This window comes from Ruegeria sp. AB7, assembly GCF_056542625.1.
In genome coordinates this window covers 717,444-736,101 of sequence record NZ_JBQGAC010000002.1, presented here as the reverse complement: position 1 = coordinate 736,101, position 18,658 = coordinate 717,444, and the positions used below count along the sequence as shown (strand labels likewise).

The following is an 18,658-nucleotide window of genomic DNA, read 5'->3' as shown; positions in this document are numbered from 1 at the left end:
ATTTTTCACAGGAAAGGAGTTTCCCAATGGGTTTGCGCATCAATGATACGGTCCCGAATTTCACCGCAGAGACAGATCAGGGCACCGTCCAGTTTCATGACTGGATTGGCGATAGCTGGGCCATCCTGTTCTCACACCCCAAGGACTTCACTCCTGTTTGCACGACCGAGTTTTCGGCAGTTGCGCAGCTGAACGATGAATGGGCGGCGCGGAACACCAAAGTGATCGGCGTGTCGGTCGATGGTGTCGAAGATCATAAGAAGTGGAAAAAAGATATCGAGGCCTATGGCAACGCCAACCCCGGCTTCCCGATCATCGCCGATGACGGTCTGGCTGTGTCCAAAGCCTTCGACATGCTGCCGGCCGAGGCCTATCTGCCCGACGGCCGCACGCCTGCCGACAGCGCAACTGTACGCTCTGTCTTTATCATCGGACCCGATAAGCAGTTGAAACTGTCCATGACCTACCCGATGACCGTGGGCCGCAACTTTGCCGAGATTCTGCGTGCGCTGGATGGCCTGCAGATGAGCGCCAAGGGCGTGGCAACCCCCGCAAATTGGGTGCCGGGTGAGGATGTGATCATTCCACCTGCGGTCTCCAACGATGAGGCAAAAGAGAAGTTCGGCGAGTTCGAGACCATCTTCCCCTATCTGCGCAAAACCAAAGCGCCGTCGTAAACGGATCAACGGGCAGGGGGGCGAAAGCCCCTGCCTTTTTCTAGTGCGCAAACGCCGAGGTTGCGCCGCAAGGGGCAGATAGCTCCGGGCGCAGCATTTGCACTTCGTACGGTTTCAGAACCGGCAGCACCGTATCACCATAGCCGCCTGTGTCGGAATGAAGCTCGGGGAACAGCTCGAATAGTTCCTCCTTCACTGCACTGCTCATCGCGTCCAGCGTATATCCGCCGGGATAAAACGATTCCGACCACAATCCTTCGACATTCACCAGCTCATGCTGGTCGAACAGAATGTGAATGTACTCGACGCCCCCGCTTGGCGGTACTTGCGTGATAGACTTGCCGTTGAGCAGAGACTTGGCCGTCGCCAACATCATCGGGTGACTATGATGCAATTCCAATGCAGGTGAGGACACGACAACCCGATGCTGAGGTGACAGCAGCAGATCTCGCGATGGTGTCTGCGGCCCAAGACTGCCCGCACTGATCCGGATCGGGCAATGCTTAGGGGTCTGTCTCAGATCCGCCTCACTCAGCCGTCGCCGACCCACCCAGCGCACGGCCCGACCGGTGCCATCTGCGGTGATCACATGATCGCCTGCTTTGACTTCTTCGATCAGACGCTGGCCCGACGGTGTCAGAATATGTGACCCCGAAGTAAAGCAGACAAAGCTGGGAAGGTTATCATATTCGACCGCAGGTGCAGTACCCTGGGCCAGTGAGTTGCCTGTCAGTACATCGTTAACAGCAACGTTTCCCGAGGTCACAACGATGTATTGCGTACCCGAGAATTGCAGCAGTGTGTAGGTGACCGGTGCACCTCCGACCGTCGCGCTGTAGCCTTCAAATATTTGAAAGCTGCCGGAATTGTTCAGCCCGGGGATTGGGAGGGTATCGAACTGTTGGCTGCCGTTGTTGTCCGGATTTTCGAGAAAATTATCATCATCAGTAATGGTGACCTGAAACCCCTGGGTCACCGTCACACTGGGGTTGCCAAACGGATCTCCGTCGATCTCAAAGATGGTGATAGAGGCCAAAGCGCGGCGACGTCCCAGATGATTTGGATTTCCTTAACTTTGAGCTAACTCAACTTAGAAGTGTTAACATATCGTTTACCGTGACGCGCAGGGCTCGAAAGCGGCACTGATCGAAAAAGGCAGATTGGCTATGGTTGGATCGACTGTGGGCACGCCTGCCGAGGCGGTGGTTGGGATCGGATACGTCAGTTGAACGCGGTCTCGCTGCCAAAGGATTGTATCTTCTGATGGAAACTGAAAGCCGCGCTGACTGCGTTGACCAGGCGAAACATTGCCATGATGTTCGATACCACAGAGGCTGCGTATCTCGAGGCGATTAACTGGGATCCGATTTTGGACGTCGAAAGGTTGCGTTGAAGGCAACCGTGACGCGGCTTTCTTTACTTTGGTTTGGGTGGACCCAATGAGTCAGATAGGATGGAAAAAGGATCATTTCGCCGGCTGCCGGGCGCAGCTTCTTTTTGTTCCGAAACGCACTCGCCTGAAGTATGCGCCAGTGAGGCAACTCGTTTCGGGGGTCGAGAAACTCAATCATTCCAGACGAACCTTCTTCGATCTCGGGTTGAGAAACATAGTACACTCCAGACCAATGCGCGCCGGGATGAGTATGCGGCGCATTGTACCCGCCGGAAGGATTGTCGTTTATCCACCCGAACAGTTTCAGGCGAAGTTTATCCGGTTCAATCTTGTCTGAGACCTTTCGTGTTATTTGAAACACCGCATCTTCGGCCGCGTCTCGCAAATTCTGAATAGCGGGCGTATCGCGATCAAAGAGGTTTCCGTTTGAGTGCCATCCGCCGCGATTGGATTTTGAGGCACCCTCGTCTTCCTCACGCATCTTTTCGGCCTCAAACAGAATCGCCGCATTAAGCGCTGCACTGTTAGGCACCACAAATCGCATCATTGGAGTAGAGAAGAGCTTTTCGAATTTCTTGGCTTCGGGCATATCCTCGGTGTCACCTTCAAAAACTACGTGGCTGTAAATTCAGATCGGTCCGAGATCAAATTCAGGAATTTGCTCCTGATAAATTCTTCGGCGCTCTCCAAATCCACGTTCCCGCACATTGCGCGCATTACCCAGTACCGTTGAGGATATAGTTCTTTGGTTCAAGTCTGGCCTAACCAACCTAAGTTATATTCCCATCGCAAAGCGCCGATGTTTTAGTTCAATTGGCAATTCCTTTGAGGATGGGAACATGAACAAGAAAACTATCGGTCTGACATCAACTTTCGTTCTGATGGCCACCACGGCGCTTTCGCAAACCACCAAGCAAGACATCATCGACGAACTCACAGAACAAGGTTTCCAACGAATCGAAATAACCAACACGCTGTTTGGGAATCTTCGCTTTGAAGCAACTGGACCTGGAATCGAGAGAGAAGTGGTGCTGGGGAAAGACGGAACCATCGTTCGGGATCGTTCAGAGCGAGACGATGAGTTCGACGATGAGGAAGATGACGACGAAGATTTTGATGACGAAGATGACGACGAAGATGACGACGAAGGATTTGATGACGAAGGTGACGATGACGAAGGCGATGGGGAAAACGATAGCGAAGGCGACGATGGTGAACGCGACAGCGAAGGCGACGATGGCGAACGCGATAGCGAAGGCGATGACGGCGAACGCGATAGCGAAGGCGACGATGGCGAGCGCGACGGTGAAGGTGACGATGGCGAAGGGGATGACGAAGGCGACGATGATTAATTCAGCTTCCAACTTGAGCCCAAGCGAGATTGGGGTTTGAACAAATGGTTTAAAAAAGAAGCCATGTTCAAAGCGGGGATCGCTGTATATGCGATCTCTGCTTTGACGTTTGTGATCGAATTGATTGGCGAAATAACAGGGTACTACATTTTTTCCGCGAGTTGGGTGGTCCATGAAATCACGGCTCTCATCACCCTATTTGGGTTTATTCTTGGGGGGCTTTTGATTTGGCAAAGCCACAGGCTGTTTTTGCGACGTCACCAAGAAGTCAAACAGAACCTGCGAAAGGCTCAAGGCGAGTTTTTTCGGATGCTGGAACTACAGTTCGACCGTTGGGGCCTTAGTGCCGCGGAACGAGATGTTGCACTTCTCACCGTAAAGGGCCTGTCCCTCGCAGAAATAGCTAAACTGCGCGAGACCAGCGAGGGAACAATCAAGTCCCAGAACAATTCAATCTACAAAAAAGCCAAGGTCAAATCGAGGACGCAACTGTTAGGCGCGCTCATAGAAGAGCTTTTGATCGAAGAAAAGAAATAAACCAAGAAACGATCGGATATCGTCGTAAATTCATTCATTTATCGGCAATGAGTAGAAAAGAACGCCCAAGTAGATGCCTCGGGGCTGTAAAGCCAACGTTTTAAGTGGTTGCGAGGCTCTGTTTCAGGGCAATGCACTCAGCGATTAAAACTGTATCCTCATCTAAATTGAAGCCTACCCCACCACCAGCTGATGGTCGGCGCATTCCACAGCATCGCTGCGGCACTCGACATTCGCCCAAAGAAAAAGGCCCCGGCGGATTACCGGGGCCTTCGTTCTTGCAAAAGAGGCAGATTACTCTGCGCTTTCCTCTTTCTTTTCTTTCTTCTCGGGAACGATCTCTTCGCCGGTTTCCTGATCGACAACTTTCATCGACAGGCGCACCTTGCCGCGATCGTCAAAGCCCAGAAGCTTGACCTTTACTTCCTGACCTTCTTTCAGAACATCCGACGGATGGTTTAGGCGGCGGTTTTCGATCTGGGACACGTGTACCAGACCGTCGCGCTTGCCAAAGAAGTTCACGAAGGCACCGAAGTCGACGATCTTGACCACTTTACCGGTGTAGATCTGGCCCTCTTCCGGCTCAGCAACGATCGAGTGGATCATCTCATAGGCCTTCTTGATCGATTCACCGTCGGGCGACGCGATCTTGATGACGCCGTCGTCATTGATGTCGACCTTGGCACCCGAAACCTCGACGATCTCGCGGATGACCTTGCCGCCCGAACCGATCACTTCACGGATCTTGTCGGTGGGGATGTTCATGGTCTCGATGCGCGGGGCGTGGACCGAGAATTCGTTGGTCTCGGACAGGGCTTTGCCCATCTCACCCAGAATGTGCATCCGGCCGTCCTTGGCTTGCGCTAGGGCTTTCTCCATGATCTCAGGCGTGATGCCTGCAACCTTGATGTCCATCTGCAGCGAGGTGATGCCGTTTTCGGTACCCGCCACCTTGAAGTCCATGTCGCCCAGGTGGTCTTCGTCACCCAGAATGTCCGACAGGATGGCGTATTCGCCGTCATCTTCCAGGATCAGGCCCATGGCCACACCAGCAACCGGTGCTTTCAGCGGAACGCCCGCATCCATCATCGAAAGCGAACCACCGCAAACCGACGCCATCGAGGACGAGCCGTTGGATTCGGTGATCTCCGACACGATGCGGATCGTGTAGGGGAAGTCGGTCGCCGCAGGCAGAACCGCCTGCAGGGCGCGCCATGCCAGCTTGCCGTGGCCGATCTCACGACGGCCCGGACCACCCACGCGGCCAACTTCGCCAACCGAGTAGGGAGGGAAGTTGTAATGCAGCAGGAAGTTGGATTTGAAGTTGCCGTGTAGCGCGTCGATGAACTGTTCGTCGTCACCGGTGCCCAGCGTGGTCACGGCCAATGCCTGAGTCTCACCACGGGTGAACAGGGCAGAACCGTGGGTCCGCGGCAGCATCGAGGTTTCTGCAACGATCGAACGGATATCGGTGGTCGAACGACCGTCGATACGCTTGCCGCCTTTGACGACGTCGCCGCGCAGAATGCCTGCTTCCAGCTTCTTCATTGCGGAGCCGAGGTTGCCGTCTTCCAGCTGCTCTTCGGTCAGCGCTTCCTTGATCGCTTCGCGGGCCGCGGCAACAGCGGCGGTGCGCTCTTGCTTGTCGGTGATCGCGAACGCGGCGCGCATCTTCTCTTCACCGGCAGCCGAAACAGCGGCGGACAGCTCCGAGTAATCGGGGGCGACGAATTCGAACGGCTCTTTCGCGGCTTCTTCGGCCAGCGAGATGATCAGGTCGATCACGGGCTGAATTTGCTCATGCGCGAAGTTTACCGCGCCCAGCATTTCCGCCTCGGACAGTTCGTAAGCTTCCGATTCCACCATCATCACGGCGTCTTTGGTACCGGCAACAACCAGGTCCAGACGCTGTTCAGGGTTCAGGCGCAGGTCCTGCATGTCGTCGACGGTCGGGTTCAGAACGTATTCGCCATCCTCGAAACCAACGCGGGCACCGGCGATCGGACCCATGAACGGCGCGCCGGAAATGGTCAGAGCAGCGGATGCCGCGATCATCGCAACGATGTCGGGGTCGTTGACCAGATCGTGGGACAGCACGGTGCACATCACCAGAACTTCGTTTTTGAAGCCGTCAACAAACAGCGGGCGGATCGGACGGTCGATCAGACGCGCGGTCAGCGTCTCTTTCTCGGTCGGGCGTGCTTCGCGCTTGAAGAAGCCACCCGGAACCTTACCGGCGGCATAGTATTTTTCCTGATAGTGGACGGTCAGCGGGAAAAAATCCTGACCGGGCTTTTGAGCACGGGCAAAGGTCACGTTTGCCATCACGCTGGTTTCGCCCAGCGTGGCAATCACGCTGCCGTCGGCCTGACGGGCAACCTTGCCGGTTTCCAGTGTCAGCGTCTCTTCGCCCCACTGAATCGATTTCTTTGTTACATCAAACATATGCGTATCCTAGAACGGAGCACTCCCGCCCCTGCGGGTCTCCGGTTTGCATGGCGGCCCCATTGCCGCCGACCCCACTTTATCTTCCATTCGAGTGCCGGGGTCAGGGCACAACGTCTCAGATGACAGGCCCATACATCAGTTTGCAAGCTTTGGAAAGTCGGGAGTTTTTGGGGGGCAGGGGATTGCCTAACCCCCGCCCAAGATGGGCAGGGGCCGATGTATCAAAGGATAGCGTGCGCCAATATCATCACCACGCCGCAGCCCAGCGCATATCCGGTGTCGACTGCGATGGCGAAGCCGCTTTTCTGCGCCCAGGCCCCGACCGATGCGGCCTGAGCAGCCACCGCAAGGATGGCCAGAACTGCAACGCCAAGGCTATTGGTGGTCTCGGTCACGGCGATCACAGCAGCCAGCAGGATCAGAAATATGATCTGGGCTGCCAGTTGAGGCAGAGGTGGTGTGTCAGGCGGTGTCGGATCGATCCGAGTACCTTCGGCCCAACGTTTCTGAAATCCCACAGGTCCGTAGACCAGCCACCCTAGCAGAAAGGCGGCGATGACTCCCGCGCCAAGGGCAAGCCAGTTGATCACAACGCGACCTCCAGCACTTCAAGGATCCGGGTCCAGCCGCCTTCATGATTGTCTCGGCTTTCTTGCGAAGGGAAACGGATGTGATGCAGGCGCAATTCCGTGCCCTTATCGGTTGGAGTGAAATCCAGCGTCACAGTGGAATCGTCCTGACTGTAAGGAGAGTTCCAAGTGAATTGCAGCCGATTGGGCCGGTCGATCACCTTGTATTCGCCCTCATGCGGAAGGTCCCCGGCCTCGGGCGCGCGCATGATGATCTTGAACCGGCCCCCTACCTTGGCGTCAGAATAAGCTTCGGGCACTGACATGTTGGGACCGGGCAGCATGAACTTGGCCAGCATTTCCGGGTCTAGCCAAGCATCAAACACCTTTTCCGGCGGGTGCGGAATGGCGCGGGTTATTTCAAGGGACAGTTCCGTCATCTTCTGGGTCCTCCAAAGCAGTTTCCAAGGCGTCCAGCCGAAGCGCCCAGATCGAACGCAGCCCGGCGAACCAGTCATCCACGGCTGACAAGGGGGCCATCTGCACCTCGATCAGATGCTCGCGCCATTCCGTCCGACGCCGCACCAGCCCGGCATTCTCGAGCACCTTGATGTGCTTGGACACCGAGTTGAGGCTCATATCGAATTGCCGCGCAATATCCGTCACCCGCAAGGGGCCCTGCTGCGCGAGCATCGTTAGGATCACGCGGCGGGTTGGGTCGGACGCGGCCTTCAATATAGCGCTTAGGTCATAGCGATTCTCTCGTTCAACCATTTGGATGAATTACATGCCTTTTCTGCTTCAGTCAACCATTTGGTTGAATAACAGGATATTTGCAGCTCTGAAAGCTAATTCGGTCGCTCCCACCGCCTAACTATTCGCGAAATCGAATATATTTGGTGAAAATTTAGTATCCGTATAGGCTGAAACCACCATACCTGCGGTCGAAACGACGGAAACGCGCCAAGGGAATACGAATATCACCTCCGTCCGCCGGTCGAATACCTTGGCGTTTGCACGTAGCGAACAGAAGGGCAGACGCATGGCACAAACCAAGAAAATGCTGGATCCGGATCCCCGGATTTATGACTTTGAGACCGAATATGAGCTGGGGCAGGACAATGTCCGGCCTTTCGGTCTGGACATCCATAACCCGGTCTTTTTGATCTCTAGTATCCTGATCTTTGCGTTCGTCCTGATCGCGCTGGCAAATCAGGAATCCGCAGCCACGTTCTTTGGCTGGCTCCGACCATGGCTGACCAGCACGTTTGACTGGTTTCTGGTGCTGTCGGTTGACGCAATCACCCTGTTCTGTCTGGTGCTGATCATCTTGCCGGTGGGCAAGGTGCGGATCGGCGGCAAGGACGCCAAACCCGACTATTCCTACGCCGGATGGATCGCGATGATGTTCGCGGCCGGGATCGGCATCGGGCTGTTGTTCTTCGGCGTGATGGAGCCGGTCTATTACAACTTTGCAGAAGACGGCAACGCCCGCCCGCTGGGCATCGATATCGCTGTGCCGGGTAACGAATATATCGGCATTGTCGGCACGATCCATCATTGGGGTCTCGAAGGCTGGGCGGTATATGCGGCCGTTGGTCTGGCGCTTGCAATCTTCAGCTATAATCTCGGGCTACCATTGACCCTGCGTTCGGCTTTTTATCCGATCCTGGGCGAGCGCGTCTGGGGCTGGTGGGGCCACATCATCGATACTCTGGCAGTATTCGCGACCCTCTTCGGCCTAACCACATCATTGGGTTTGGGCGCACAACAGGTGGCCGCCGGGCTGTATGAGGTCTTTGGCATCGAACCCAGCCCCACCGTCACCGTCCTGCTGATCATAGGCATTACGATGATCGCACTGGGCTCGGTCCTGATGGGCATGGATGCAGGTGTCAAACGGTTGAGTGAGATCAACATGATCATGGCCGTAGGACTGTTCATCTTCGTCATTGTAGTTACCGGTGTCGGCACCGCCATTGCACGGTACTTCAACGTGATGGTGGATTACGTGACGCACCTGCCTGCTCTATCCAATCCGTTCGGTCGGGAAGACACCAGTTACTTCCACGGCTGGACAACCTTCTACTGGGCCTGGTGGATTGCGTGGTCACCTTTCGTGGGCATGTTCATCGCCCGCATTTCCAAAGGTCGTACGGTGCGTGAGTTCGTGATCTGCGCCTTACTGGCACCCACTGCGGTATGTGCCTTGTGGATGTCGACCTTTGGCGGCGCAGCCATCGACATGCTGAACGCAGGCGGCGCAGAAGGTGTCCGCGCCACGGTGATCGACAGTTACGCCCCAGAAGGTGCGCTGTTCGGGTTCCTGAAGGAACTGCCGCTTTACGGCATCATTGCCCCGATCGCTCTGATCCTGATCGTTGTGTTCTTTGTCACATCGTCGGACTCAGGCTCGCTGGTGATCGACACGATCACGGCAGGCGGAAAGATGGACGCACCGGTTGTGCAACGCGTGTTCTGGTGCACGCTTGAAGGCCTCGTCGCAATCGCACTGCTGCTGGGCGGAGGTCTCTCTGCCTTGCAAGGGGCAGCGGTGTCGACTGGAATTCCGTTTACCTTGGTGGTTCTGATCATGTGCTACTGCCTGTGGCTGGCGCTTAAATCAGAAAAGGCCAAGATGTAACTGGGATTATCCTGAGAAAACCGAAACGCCCGCCAATTCGGCGGGCGTTTTTGGTCCGGAGCGGCCCCTGTAGTGCGTGCCCATGCAGAAGTCGTCAGGAGCGTACCAAACGGCGGTCAGTGCAGCGAATCCTCGCGTTTGCCTTGGGTTGGATATTCCATCTTTTCATCTTCTAGGATCCCGCGAAGAATCGCCGCTGTCTCAACCTTCGAAATTGCCTTCTTATGGTCGTAGGGGTTATTCAAAATCGACCGCGCATTTGTGGCGTTGGACGTCTCAGACATCTTGGTTGCAAACACCCGGCTCAGAATTGTCTTCAATGGCATCATTCAACTCCCGCAACATATGGTCATCAAATCCTTGCCGCTGCGGGTCAGGTCCAAGCCACTTGAGGGAAGGGCTCAAAGACCAACTTCCGTGAGTGTGAACCCGCAGCGACACCGTCCATGTAAGAAAAATGGGGTGCCGAGAAAGGGGGAAGAAATCTGCTGTTTGCATCATTTTTTTGACCGCTTGGAAAAAAATCACGGCACTGCTTACGCTTACGTCAACCTTCTAACCTAGGGCCCGGCTTTCGCGACGCGGCGTCACTATTCGAAACCCAAGGTCAGCGCCCCGGATACCGCCCGTCGCCACGCCAAATTGGACAGAAAACAAAAGAGCCCATACCCTGACTCCGGGCAAATCTTGGCGCAGCGCGTGTTTCTTGTGATGTGGCCGGCCCCCTCGACGTTTTGAAATTGGATTATTCCGGGACCGTAATGAGGATGCTGTTATGAACCTTTCACGATTGTCTCTGTTGCTGGTCGTTTTCATTGACGTGATGGGTTTTGGATTGATCGTGCCGATTTTCAACACGATCCTGCTGGATCCACACCAGGCTTTCCTCGCACATGGAACAGCGACGAATATCCGCCAGCTCGACTATACGATTCTGATTGTCGTCTTCTTTCTGTTCTACTTTTTCGGGGCGGCCTTCATCGCCAAGTTGTCGGACTATATCGGGCGTAAAACAGGCATCATGATCTGCCTTACCGGTGCCCTGATCGGCTATGTTCTGACTGTGGCCGCGATCATGACGTCCAGCTATTGGCTGTTACTTTTGGGGCGCGCCATTTCCGGGTTTACGACGGCCAATCAACCCATTGCGCAGGCCGCATTGATCGACATCAGCCATGACGATCAGGAGAAATCAAAAAACCTCGGGATGATTGTTGCGGCATCCGCGCTGGGCCTGCTCGGGGGGCCACTGATTTCAGGATTGCTCAGCGACCAAAACCTGATGGGATCATTTGCGTCACTGGAACTGCCTTTCTACGTCGCCATTGCCCTGATCCTGATCAACATGGCGCTGATTCTGTTCTTCTTCTCCGAACCCGGTTTCAAAAGACAAAAAATTGACTTCGGGCTTTTAGATGTTGTTTTGAACTTGTGGAAAGTCTTCTCGCACCCGGTCGTTTTGCGGCTTTCGGTCGTCATGTTGTTCTCGCTGATGTGCCTGAATGCGTTTTTCTTCTTCATCGACACGTATCTGCTGACCCGGTTCAAGTTCAGTACGCTTCAAAACAGCATGGCCCTCGCCGTGTTCGGAGGCTCCATGGCCTTTGGCAGTGCCTACCTCACCGCGCCGCTGCACGAGCGGTACAAAAAGTTTCCGATTCTGTATGTCTCCATTGCAGCGATGGCACTTGGGATATTGGCCTTCATGCTGAACCCCATGGCCGATCTGACCTATGTCCTGATTGTTCCGATAACCATCGCGTTCGCGATCATGTACCCGACCATGCTTTCGTTGTTTTCCGCGAGCGTCGGCCCAACCGAGCAAGGTTGGGTCATGGGTGTGACAGTCGCCATCTACGCGTTGGGCTCCGGGACCATTACGGCCCTCAGCGGGTCCCTCATGGCTATCAATTTGCGGATGCCTTTCGTGCTCGCGGTCATCTGCGGTGTACTGGCATTGATTGCGATGGCGAAACTGTTTCGCCATCCCGGCGTTCAGGCGCTTGATACCAAAGGCAAGTAGGTTTCATCAGTGTGTCCCGAACGAAAATGGGCGCGCCCGCTACAGGCACGCCCAGTAAAAAAGGGAGGACTATGAAAAACCTGACGCTCGAAACAAAAGAAGCGCCTACTCACTAACATCCTCAGAATGGCGCAATCTTTGACCGCGTTCAGTGAAGTGGTTCACAGGAAGTTAAAAAAGTTTGCGCTTCTTTGCGTAGCGGTAAGGTTTGGGCCGCAGGTATGTGTGTGCCGTCTCTCATGAACATGGCGGGAAATTCGCGCGCCGCACAGTTCACTAGATTAGACAGTGACCAAAACAAATACGCCCACCAAATGGCGGGCGTACAAGATGTACAATTTGTACGAACAGGGCCTCAGCGCCTGTACAACATGAACAAAACGCGTTTAGCGGCGGATGCCCAGCTTTTTGATCAGGTCCTGATAGCGTGCTTCTTCTTTGCCCTTCAGATAGTCCAGCAGCTTACGGCGCTGAGCAACCATCTTCAGCAGACCACGACGACCGTGGTTGTCTTTCTTGTGGGTTTTGAAGTGCTCGGTCAGGGTGTTGATGCGCGAGGTCAGGATAGCAACCTGGACTTCAGGCGAACCAGTGTCGCCGTCCTTGGTTGCGAATTCTTTCATGACGCGTGCTTTATCAGCGGCAGTAATCGACATCGGGGTCTCCTTTAAAGGTTAGAGTTGATGGCGCAGGCCGGGATGTCGTCCAGCACAGGCCCATGGAGAAAACCGCACCGATTCCGATGCGGATGGGCGCGTATAGGCGCATTCACCGCAAATGGCAAAGGGATTCTGCAGGCTCAACTAGTGAAGGCGTACTGCTCCAACTGGGCTTCGGTCACAAACTGAATATCTTCAACAGTCAGACCCTCTGCGCCAAAAAGCTGAGCGACGTCTTCGCCATTGACCCGAACATGGGTCAAGCTGTTGTTTTCACTGTCCTGTTCGATCGTCAATTCCGGTTCTTCCGGGTTGTCCCAGGTGATAAGAAGCTTGTCGTGACCGATCTGGAAATCCATGATTGTCGTGGCTTCCTGCTCGGGGTCGGACTGCACAACGATCTCGTCCTCACCCTCTCCACCTGTGACCACATCGCCGTCTTCGGCAAGAATGACGTCGTCCCCAGAGCCCCCGTTTAGGAAGTCGCGCGCAGGCTCGTCCGGACCATCTTCTCCGGACAAGATGTCATCACCATCTCCGCCAAACAGGGCGTCTTCACCGGCACCCCCAACAAGGTAGTCGTCGCCATCTCCGCCTTGTAGCGTGTCGTCGCCGTCGTCGCCGCTTAACGTGTCATCGCCCTGACCACCAAAAAGCCGGTCATTCCCATCACCGCCGCTCAGATCATCTGTTCCGAAATGACCATACAGGTCGTCATTTCCTGACATTCCGTCCAGCGCGTCGTCACCATATTCACCATGGAGCACATCATTCCCGAGGTTGCCAAACAGGACGTCCCCGCCACCACCGCCATACAACACGTCGTTGCCAGCGCCGCCGTCGATCCAGTCGTCCCCGCCATATCCGTTGATCTGATCGTTGCCTTCCTGCCCGGTCAGAACATCCGCATCCTCATCGCCCGCAATGACCAGATCGCCTTCATACTCGGACACAATCTCACCAGTGTCAGAGTCGGTTTCCTCGGCAGAGCTGGGCTCGTCGACATTCTCGTCCGCGTCAAGCAAATTGCCTTCCGACAGGTCGTCGTCGGCCGTTTCCTCGATGCGATCGTCTTCATCCTCGTCATCGCCTTTGTCTTCTGGCACAAGTACGTCGCTGATTGCGTAGGCGGCACCACCCATGGCGGCCATTCCGAATAATCCGATCAGAAACATATCTACCCTCCGCAAGCACAATGGCTCCGAGTGTAAAACATCTCATGCAAACAATGGCTTGGTCAAAGCGAAGCTGAGAGCGTGGTTAACCCTTTATCACCAGGGTTCGGGCTGCTGAGTGTACGCAATGTAGAGAGGATGCTTCGGATGCCCGTCCTTGGTCAGCCCAAGGTGGAACAAGGGCTGGCCCGTGCCGCGCAGCAAGTCCTCAACTGCGGGGCCGCGTTCCAGATGTGCGCCATGGGTGCCCCAGGCGGCGATGACCTGATCCGCCCATTCCACGCCGTCTAGGATGGCTGCGTCATTCTCAGGCCCCACCGGATCTGCAGATGCTCGCATCTTGCGCGGATCAGTGTCGCGCCAGGCAAAGATATTGGTGACCTGAAAAGCTCCGAAACCCAGTGTGCGTGCGCGACGCTCGCAACGTTCCACCGTGGGGTCGTTCTGCACCTCGGTCGCCGTCGACGGATTCAGCATCACAAACAACGCCTTGCGGCCCGCCGGGTTCCAGATACGGGTCAGGCTATAGCGGTATTTTTCGCAATCGGAGTAGATGGCAGTCGAGGGCGCGTCGCCCTTGGTGTGAGAACGGGTGATCATGCAGTCGGGTTTGGCTGGAATTAGGCCCGTTTACAAGGGGCGATGTCCTGATCCTTAACTTGTGCTATACCTGCCTTCATTTGAACGGCTTATTCTGGGGGGAAGACATGACATTCGAGACATTGGATCCGGCGGATTGGGAGCAGACCCGCAAATTAGCACATGAGATGTTGGATATGGCGTTGGATCATACGCGTGATGTGCGTGATAGGTCGATATGGAAAGATATGCCGACTGCGATACGCAACGGGTTCGAAACGCCTGCACCTCAGCAGGGTATGCCGTTGGGTGATTTGATGGATGATGTCCAATCTCAGGTCATGCAGTATCCGATGGGTAATATCCATCCCCGGTTTTGGGGCTGGTATATGGGCGCGAGCAATTTCACAGGCGCGATGGCAGATTTTCTGGCTGCGGTTCAGGGTTCGAACCTTGGGGGTGGGAATCATGCGGCAGCCCTGATCGACCGACAAGTCGTCGACTGGCTACGCGAGATGATCGGTCTGCCGGAGGGGGCCAGTGGGACATTGGTCAGCGGCGGCAGCGTGGCAAACTTGATCGGGCTGACGGTGGCCCGCAACGTCAAATCCGGGATCGACATGCGCGAAGAGGGCATCGCCGCCATGGATAAGCCGATGCGGTATTACGGATCGGATCAGATGCACAGTTGTCACCAAAAGTCGCTCGAAACACTGGGCCTGGGCAACAAGGCGCTGCGGCGTATTCCTACGCAAGACGATTTGACGATGGATCTTGAAGCGCTTGCCGGCATGGTCGCGCAGGATCGCGCAGACGGCCTTAAACCCGCTTGTGTGATTGCCACCGCCGGAACCGTGAACACAGGCGCCATCGACGACTTGTCGGCGATTGCCGATTTCTGCCGCGAGGAAGGCCTGTGGTTTCATGTTGACGGCTGTATCGGTGCGTTAATTGCAATCGCCCATGATAACAGTTGGCGCGTGTCCGGCATCGAACGCGCGGATTCCGTCGCGCTCGACCCACACAAATGGTTACATGCGCCTTTCGAAGTGGGTTGCGCATTGGTGCGAAGCCATGATGCCCACCACGCGACATTTACTCTGACCCCGGAATACCTGGAACCGCAATCCCGAGGCGTCGCCGGGGCGGCGTTTTTGCACGATTACGGCATTCAGACTTCGCGTGGGTTTCGAGCGCTCAAGGTCTGGATGTCCTTGAAGGAGCACGGCGTTCAGAAATTCGGCAGGCTCATTGATCAGGATATCGAAAAGGCGCGTTATCTGACTTCGCTGATCGAGGCAGAGGATGACCTCACCTTGATGTTCCCCACCAATATAAACATCGTTTGTTTCCGCTATGACCCGGGCGGTCTCAGCCCCGAAACTCTGCGTGCGATTAACAGCGAAATCATGTTGTGCCTGCAAGAGGAAGGCACAGCGGTTTTATCGGATACAACGGTTCAGGGGGCGCATTGCCTACGGGTGGCGGTCAACAATCACCGCACGCAAAAGCAGGATCTGGATCTACTGGTGTCCGAGATACTTCGACTGGGTCACAAATTGCGTATCGCCGCCTGAACAGTCATCAGTTGGCGGCAAAGACGCGGCTTGGGTGCAATTCGCCCGACTTGTAAATTCCTACGGCCACGGCCTTGCCATCCAGCGAGGCCCAGGCCTCGTCGCCGTATTCTACGTCAGAGGCCAGCACCATGCCCGGATTGCCATTCCGCAGACGGGTGGCTCCTTCAGAGGTGCATTTCAGCTCGGGTAGGTCCGATAAGCCGGTTTCCAGCGGATGCAGATAATTATCCAGTGCGGTGGTTTTGGCCATTTCGTCGATCTGTTCGATGGTCAGGCCATCCTCGGCCTCAAACGGGCCGGACCAGATGCGGCGCAGTTTTTTCACGTGGCCGTGGCAGCCGAGCGCCTCACCCAGATCACGCGCAATGGAACGGACATAGCCACCTTTGCCACAGGTCATCTCCAGCACGACGTGGTCTTCGTCGGGGCGGTCGATCAGCACCAGTTCCTCTACCCAAAGAGGGCGGGCGGTCAGTTCTACATCCTCGCCATCTCGGGCCAGCTTATAGGCGCGTTGACCGTCGATTTTCACGGCCGAGAACTTGGGCGGCACCTGTTTGATATCGCCCAGAAACGGGCCGAGCGCTTGTTTGATATCCTCATCCGAGGGGCGCGCAATGCTTTCAGCGATGACTTCGCCCTCGGCATCATCGGTGTTGGTGGCCTGCCCCAGCCGCACGGTGAAGGTGTAGGCCTTCAGCGCATCGGTGATGTAGGGGACGGTCTTGGTTGCCTCACCCAGCGCAACGGCCAGAACGCCGGTCGCCTCGGGGTCCAGCGTGCCCGCATGGCCGGCTTTCTTGGCGTCCATCGCCCAACGCACCTTGTTGACCACCGCGGTCGAAGTCATGCCAGCGGGCTTGTCCACCACCAGCCAACCGGAAATGTCGCGGCCCTTGCGTTTGCGTCCCATTCTACACCTTGAGTCTTGCTGAGGCGCGCGAGTTAGCGGATCGTTTCGATGCTGTCAATTTGCCGGAACGTCCTCGACGACACCCACGATGGGTCCCAGCGAAAACCCGATATCCGACCGGTTGCTGGCGCGATCATACATGCGGGAAACGTTGCCATCTAGAAACAGCGCATTCGGTGTTTTCAATACATCGCGGAATAGGCTGCCGAATTCGTGGAAAGTGACGTAATCGTCCGAGATCGCAAACACCGCACGCGTGCCATCGGCGCTGGTGCCCACTCCGTTTCGGGTGTAGCGCGAGGTTGAATCCGGCAGAAAGCGAGGGTGCAACTCTCCGTTGATCACCAGCATGGGGCCCGATTGTGTCGCAAAGCGGCACTGCGGCGCCTGATCGACGAAATCCAAAGTCTCGAACACATCGGTACGGTTTTCACGGATGCAGAACACACCGTTGGGCAGCAGGCCGAAATTGCCGGGTCCGGCATTCGGTATCACGCGCATCTGCTCTTGCCCTTCTTCGACATAGTGGCCGACGGGCGAGCGGTCGTCATGGTACATGCCCGCATTCATCGCAAAGACGAGCCTTTTCCCCTGAGGCTCCAACGCCTCATTCACCGAAGAGAAATGACCCAGCAGATCGCCATTTTCATCGTTCAGAAACAGGCGCAAATCTTCCGAGGTATCCACCTCGCAAACCGTATATTGCTTGTCCTCATGAGTCAGCTTCTCGCAGGTGACTGCAGAGACTTGCGCGGCCCAAAGGACAGCACACAGCATGACAAGGGTACGGATCACTCGTCCAGATCGCGGCGTACCGCGTCCTGATTAAACATACGGCGGGTGTCGTCCAGTCGATCAAACGTGTCATCCAGACGGAACCGCAGATCGGGCGAGAATTTTAGGTTCAGCTTCTTGCCGATTACGCGCCGCAGCTCGCCCTTGTTGCGGGCCAGCAGGTCAATCACGTCTTCCTGCCCCTTGCCGCCCAGGGGCAGCACATAGGCGGTGGCGATCTTCAGATCGGGCGAGGTGCGCACCTCACCCACGGTGATCGACATACGGTTCAGGTCGGGGTCGTGGACATCTCCGCGCGCCAGAACCTCGGACAGGGTGCGGCGGATCAGTTCGCCGACGCGCAGCTGTCGTTGGGAAGGGCCGGGGCCATCGTGGAATTTGTTCTTTGCCATGCCCCCCGATCTAAGCCCAAAGCGGGGCTTTGCCAAGCGGGCGCGAACCGGGTAGGAGGCTTTGAGCCGACTTTAGAAAGGACCAGCGCAATGACCCATATTCCGGGGATCGTTATCACAGGGGCTTCGGGCCGTATGGGGCAGATGCTGATCAAGACCGTGTCTGAGAGCGATCAGGCGCGTCTGGTCGGTGTGGTCGAGCGTAAGGGTCATGACTGGATCGGTCAGGATGTGGGTCAGGCAATGGGCGGGCAGGCGATCGGTGTTACCGTTACTGACGATCCGCTGGAGGCATTTGCACAGGCGCAGGCCGTCATCGACTTTACTGCGCCCGAAGCGACACTGGAATTTGCCGCACTGGCCGCGCAGGCGCGGTGCGTTCACGTAATTGGCACTACCGGCATGAGTGACGAACAGATCGCCGCGCTGGAACCTGCCGCGCGCCATGCTGTGATTGTGCGGGCCGGGAATATGAGCCTTGGGGTCAATCTGTTGGTGCAGCTCACCAAAAAGGTTGCCGCCGCGCTAGATGAGGATTTCGATATCGAGGTCATCGAGGGGCATCACCATCACAAGGTCGATGCGCCTTCAGGCACGGCTTTGATGCTGGGCGAAGCTGCCGCAGAAGGGCGCGGTGTCAAGTTGGCGGATGTGGCCGATCGGGGCCGCGACGGTATTACCGGTGCGCGAAAACGCGGCGATATCGGCTTCCACGCGATTCGTGGCGGAGACATTGTCGGCGAACACGATGTCCTGTTCGCGGCACCCGGTGAGCGTATCGTGTTGCGCCATCTGGCTACTGACCGTGCGATCTTTGCCCGTGGGGCGCTCAAAGCCGCGTTGTGGGGTCAAGGCAAGGCGCCGGGCCAGTATGACATGGTGGATGTTCTGGGGCTGTAGGCTTCAGGATCAAGAGCCAAGA

General features: G+C 56.1%; 20 protein-coding genes. 7 read left to right on the top strand and 13 right to left on the bottom strand.

Going from position 1 to position 18,658, the window contains the following annotated elements; translation table 11 throughout:
* Positions 1 to 26: 26 nt before the first annotated feature.
* On the top strand, positions 27 to 677 hold the full coding sequence (locus ACR0EN_RS09270) for a peroxiredoxin (RefSeq protein ID WP_170408508.1): 651 nt from the start codon (positions 27 to 29) through the stop codon (positions 675 to 677).
* Between the two features lie 40 nt (positions 678 to 717).
* On the opposite strand, the gene ACR0EN_RS09265 is transcribed toward ACR0EN_RS09270, so the two are convergent.
* Both ACR0EN_RS09265 and ACR0EN_RS09260 read right to left on the bottom strand, forming a co-directional pair.
* Positions 718 to 1,713: a Hint domain-containing protein gene (locus ACR0EN_RS09265; RefSeq protein WP_170636548.1), complete on the bottom strand. Its 996-nt coding sequence runs from the start codon at positions 1,711 to 1,713 to the stop codon at positions 718 to 720.
* A gap of 316 nt (positions 1,714 to 2,029) precedes the next feature.
* Positions 2,030 to 2,659: a TIGR02466 family protein gene (locus tag ACR0EN_RS09260; RefSeq protein WP_480586349.1), complete on the bottom strand. Its 630-nt coding sequence runs from the start codon at positions 2,657 to 2,659 to the stop codon at positions 2,030 to 2,032.
* A gap of 250 nt (positions 2,660 to 2,909) precedes the next feature.
* Here ACR0EN_RS09260 and ACR0EN_RS09255 point away from each other — a divergent pair, with 250 nt between their 5' ends.
* Complete coding sequence (locus ACR0EN_RS09255; RefSeq protein ID WP_170648800.1) at positions 2,910 to 3,422, top strand: hypothetical protein; 513 nt, start codon at positions 2,910 to 2,912, stop codon at positions 3,420 to 3,422.
* A 36-nt stretch (positions 3,423 to 3,458) separates the two neighbouring features.
* On the top strand, positions 3,459 to 3,959 hold the full coding sequence (locus tag ACR0EN_RS09250) for a helix-turn-helix transcriptional regulator (protein WP_170394711.1): 501 nt from the start codon (positions 3,459 to 3,461) through the stop codon (positions 3,957 to 3,959).
* A gap of 294 nt (positions 3,960 to 4,253) precedes the next feature.
* On the opposite strand, the gene pnp is transcribed toward ACR0EN_RS09250, so the two are convergent.
* From pnp to ACR0EN_RS09230, 4 genes are all read right to left on the bottom strand, one after another.
* Positions 4,254 to 6,404 carry a polyribonucleotide nucleotidyltransferase gene (gene pnp, locus ACR0EN_RS09245; RefSeq protein WP_170394709.1) on the bottom strand — a complete coding sequence of 717 codons (2,151 nt, stop codon included), beginning with the start codon at positions 6,402 to 6,404 and terminating at the stop codon, positions 4,254 to 4,256.
* A gap of 224 nt (positions 6,405 to 6,628) precedes the next feature.
* The gene (locus ACR0EN_RS09240) at positions 6,629 to 6,997 is read right to left on the bottom strand and encodes a DUF1761 family protein (protein WP_170737213.1); all 369 of its coding nucleotides are present in this window, start codon (positions 6,995 to 6,997) and stop codon (positions 6,629 to 6,631) included.
* Complete coding sequence (locus tag ACR0EN_RS09235; RefSeq protein WP_170426148.1) at positions 6,994 to 7,416, bottom strand: SRPBCC family protein; 423 nt, start codon at positions 7,414 to 7,416, stop codon at positions 6,994 to 6,996. The genes ACR0EN_RS09240 and ACR0EN_RS09235 overlap by 4 nt, the downstream gene beginning before the upstream one ends.
* On the bottom strand, positions 7,397 to 7,750 hold the full coding sequence (locus tag ACR0EN_RS09230; RefSeq protein WP_170426150.1) for an ArsR/SmtB family transcription factor: 354 nt from the start codon (positions 7,748 to 7,750) through the stop codon (positions 7,397 to 7,399). The genes ACR0EN_RS09235 and ACR0EN_RS09230 overlap by 20 nt, the downstream gene beginning before the upstream one ends.
* A 268-nt stretch (positions 7,751 to 8,018) precedes the next feature.
* Here ACR0EN_RS09230 and ACR0EN_RS09225 point away from each other — a divergent pair, with 268 nt between their 5' ends.
* Positions 8,019 to 9,620 carry a BCCT family transporter gene (locus ACR0EN_RS09225; protein ID WP_170513982.1) on the top strand — a complete coding sequence of 534 codons (1,602 nt, stop codon included), beginning with the start codon at positions 8,019 to 8,021 and terminating at the stop codon, positions 9,618 to 9,620.
* 116 nt (positions 9,621 to 9,736) lie between these two features.
* Here the strand turns inward: ACR0EN_RS09225 and ACR0EN_RS09220 are convergent, their stop codons facing one another.
* The gene (locus tag ACR0EN_RS09220; protein WP_480586345.1) at positions 9,737 to 9,946 is read right to left on the bottom strand and encodes a hypothetical protein; all 210 of its coding nucleotides are present in this window, start codon (positions 9,944 to 9,946) and stop codon (positions 9,737 to 9,739) included.
* A gap of 449 nt (positions 9,947 to 10,395) precedes the next feature.
* Between ACR0EN_RS09220 and ACR0EN_RS09215 the strand changes: the two genes are divergently transcribed.
* On the top strand, positions 10,396 to 11,643 hold the full coding sequence (locus tag ACR0EN_RS09215; protein WP_170408500.1) for an MFS transporter: 1,248 nt from the start codon (positions 10,396 to 10,398) through the stop codon (positions 11,641 to 11,643).
* Positions 11,644 to 12,029: 386 nt separating this feature from the next.
* On the opposite strand, the gene rpsO is transcribed toward ACR0EN_RS09215, so the two are convergent.
* From rpsO to ACR0EN_RS09200, 3 genes are all read right to left on the bottom strand, one after another.
* The gene (gene rpsO, locus ACR0EN_RS09210) at positions 12,030 to 12,299 is read right to left on the bottom strand and encodes a 30S ribosomal protein S15 (RefSeq protein ID WP_050605082.1); all 270 of its coding nucleotides are present in this window, start codon (positions 12,297 to 12,299) and stop codon (positions 12,030 to 12,032) included.
* A gap of 143 nt (positions 12,300 to 12,442) precedes the next feature.
* On the bottom strand, positions 12,443 to 13,477 hold the full coding sequence (locus ACR0EN_RS09205) for a calcium-binding protein (protein WP_480586342.1): 1,035 nt from the start codon (positions 13,475 to 13,477) through the stop codon (positions 12,443 to 12,445).
* A 96-nt stretch (positions 13,478 to 13,573) separates the two neighbouring features.
* On the bottom strand, positions 13,574 to 14,077 hold the full coding sequence (locus ACR0EN_RS09200; protein ID WP_170513974.1) for a DUF1643 domain-containing protein: 504 nt from the start codon (positions 14,075 to 14,077) through the stop codon (positions 13,574 to 13,576).
* A 107-nt stretch (positions 14,078 to 14,184) separates the two neighbouring features.
* Between ACR0EN_RS09200 and ACR0EN_RS09195 the strand changes: the two genes are divergently transcribed.
* The gene (locus ACR0EN_RS09195) at positions 14,185 to 15,633 is read left to right on the top strand and encodes a pyridoxal phosphate-dependent decarboxylase family protein (protein ID WP_480586339.1); all 1,449 of its coding nucleotides are present in this window, start codon (positions 14,185 to 14,187) and stop codon (positions 15,631 to 15,633) included.
* Positions 15,634 to 15,640: 7 nt separating this feature from the next.
* Here ACR0EN_RS09195 and truB read toward each other — a convergent pair whose 3' ends face one another.
* Genes truB through rbfA form a run of 3 tightly spaced genes read right to left on the bottom strand, consistent with a single transcriptional unit; the run spans position 15,641 to position 17,736 of the window.
* Positions 15,641 to 16,549: a tRNA pseudouridine(55) synthase TruB gene (gene truB / locus ACR0EN_RS09190; protein WP_170394679.1), complete on the bottom strand. Its 909-nt coding sequence runs from the start codon at positions 16,547 to 16,549 to the stop codon at positions 15,641 to 15,643.
* A gap of 54 nt (positions 16,550 to 16,603) precedes the next feature.
* Entirely contained in the window at positions 16,604 to 17,326 is a 723-nt protein-coding gene (locus tag ACR0EN_RS09185; protein ID WP_480586478.1) for a phosphodiester glycosidase family protein, read from the bottom strand.
* A 14-nt stretch (positions 17,327 to 17,340) separates the two neighbouring features.
* A complete protein-coding gene (gene rbfA / locus ACR0EN_RS09180) occupies positions 17,341 to 17,736 on the bottom strand; it encodes a 30S ribosome-binding factor RbfA (RefSeq protein ID WP_170394676.1) in 396 nt (131 codons plus the stop codon).
* Positions 17,737 to 17,826: 90 nt separating this feature from the next.
* Here rbfA and dapB point away from each other — a divergent pair, with 90 nt between their 5' ends.
* Positions 17,827 to 18,636 (top strand): 4-hydroxy-tetrahydrodipicolinate reductase, encoded by an 810-nt coding sequence (gene dapB / locus ACR0EN_RS09175; protein WP_170626775.1) that lies wholly within the window; start codon positions 17,827 to 17,829, stop codon positions 18,634 to 18,636.
* The last annotated feature ends 22 nt before the right edge of the window (positions 18,637 to 18,658 follow it).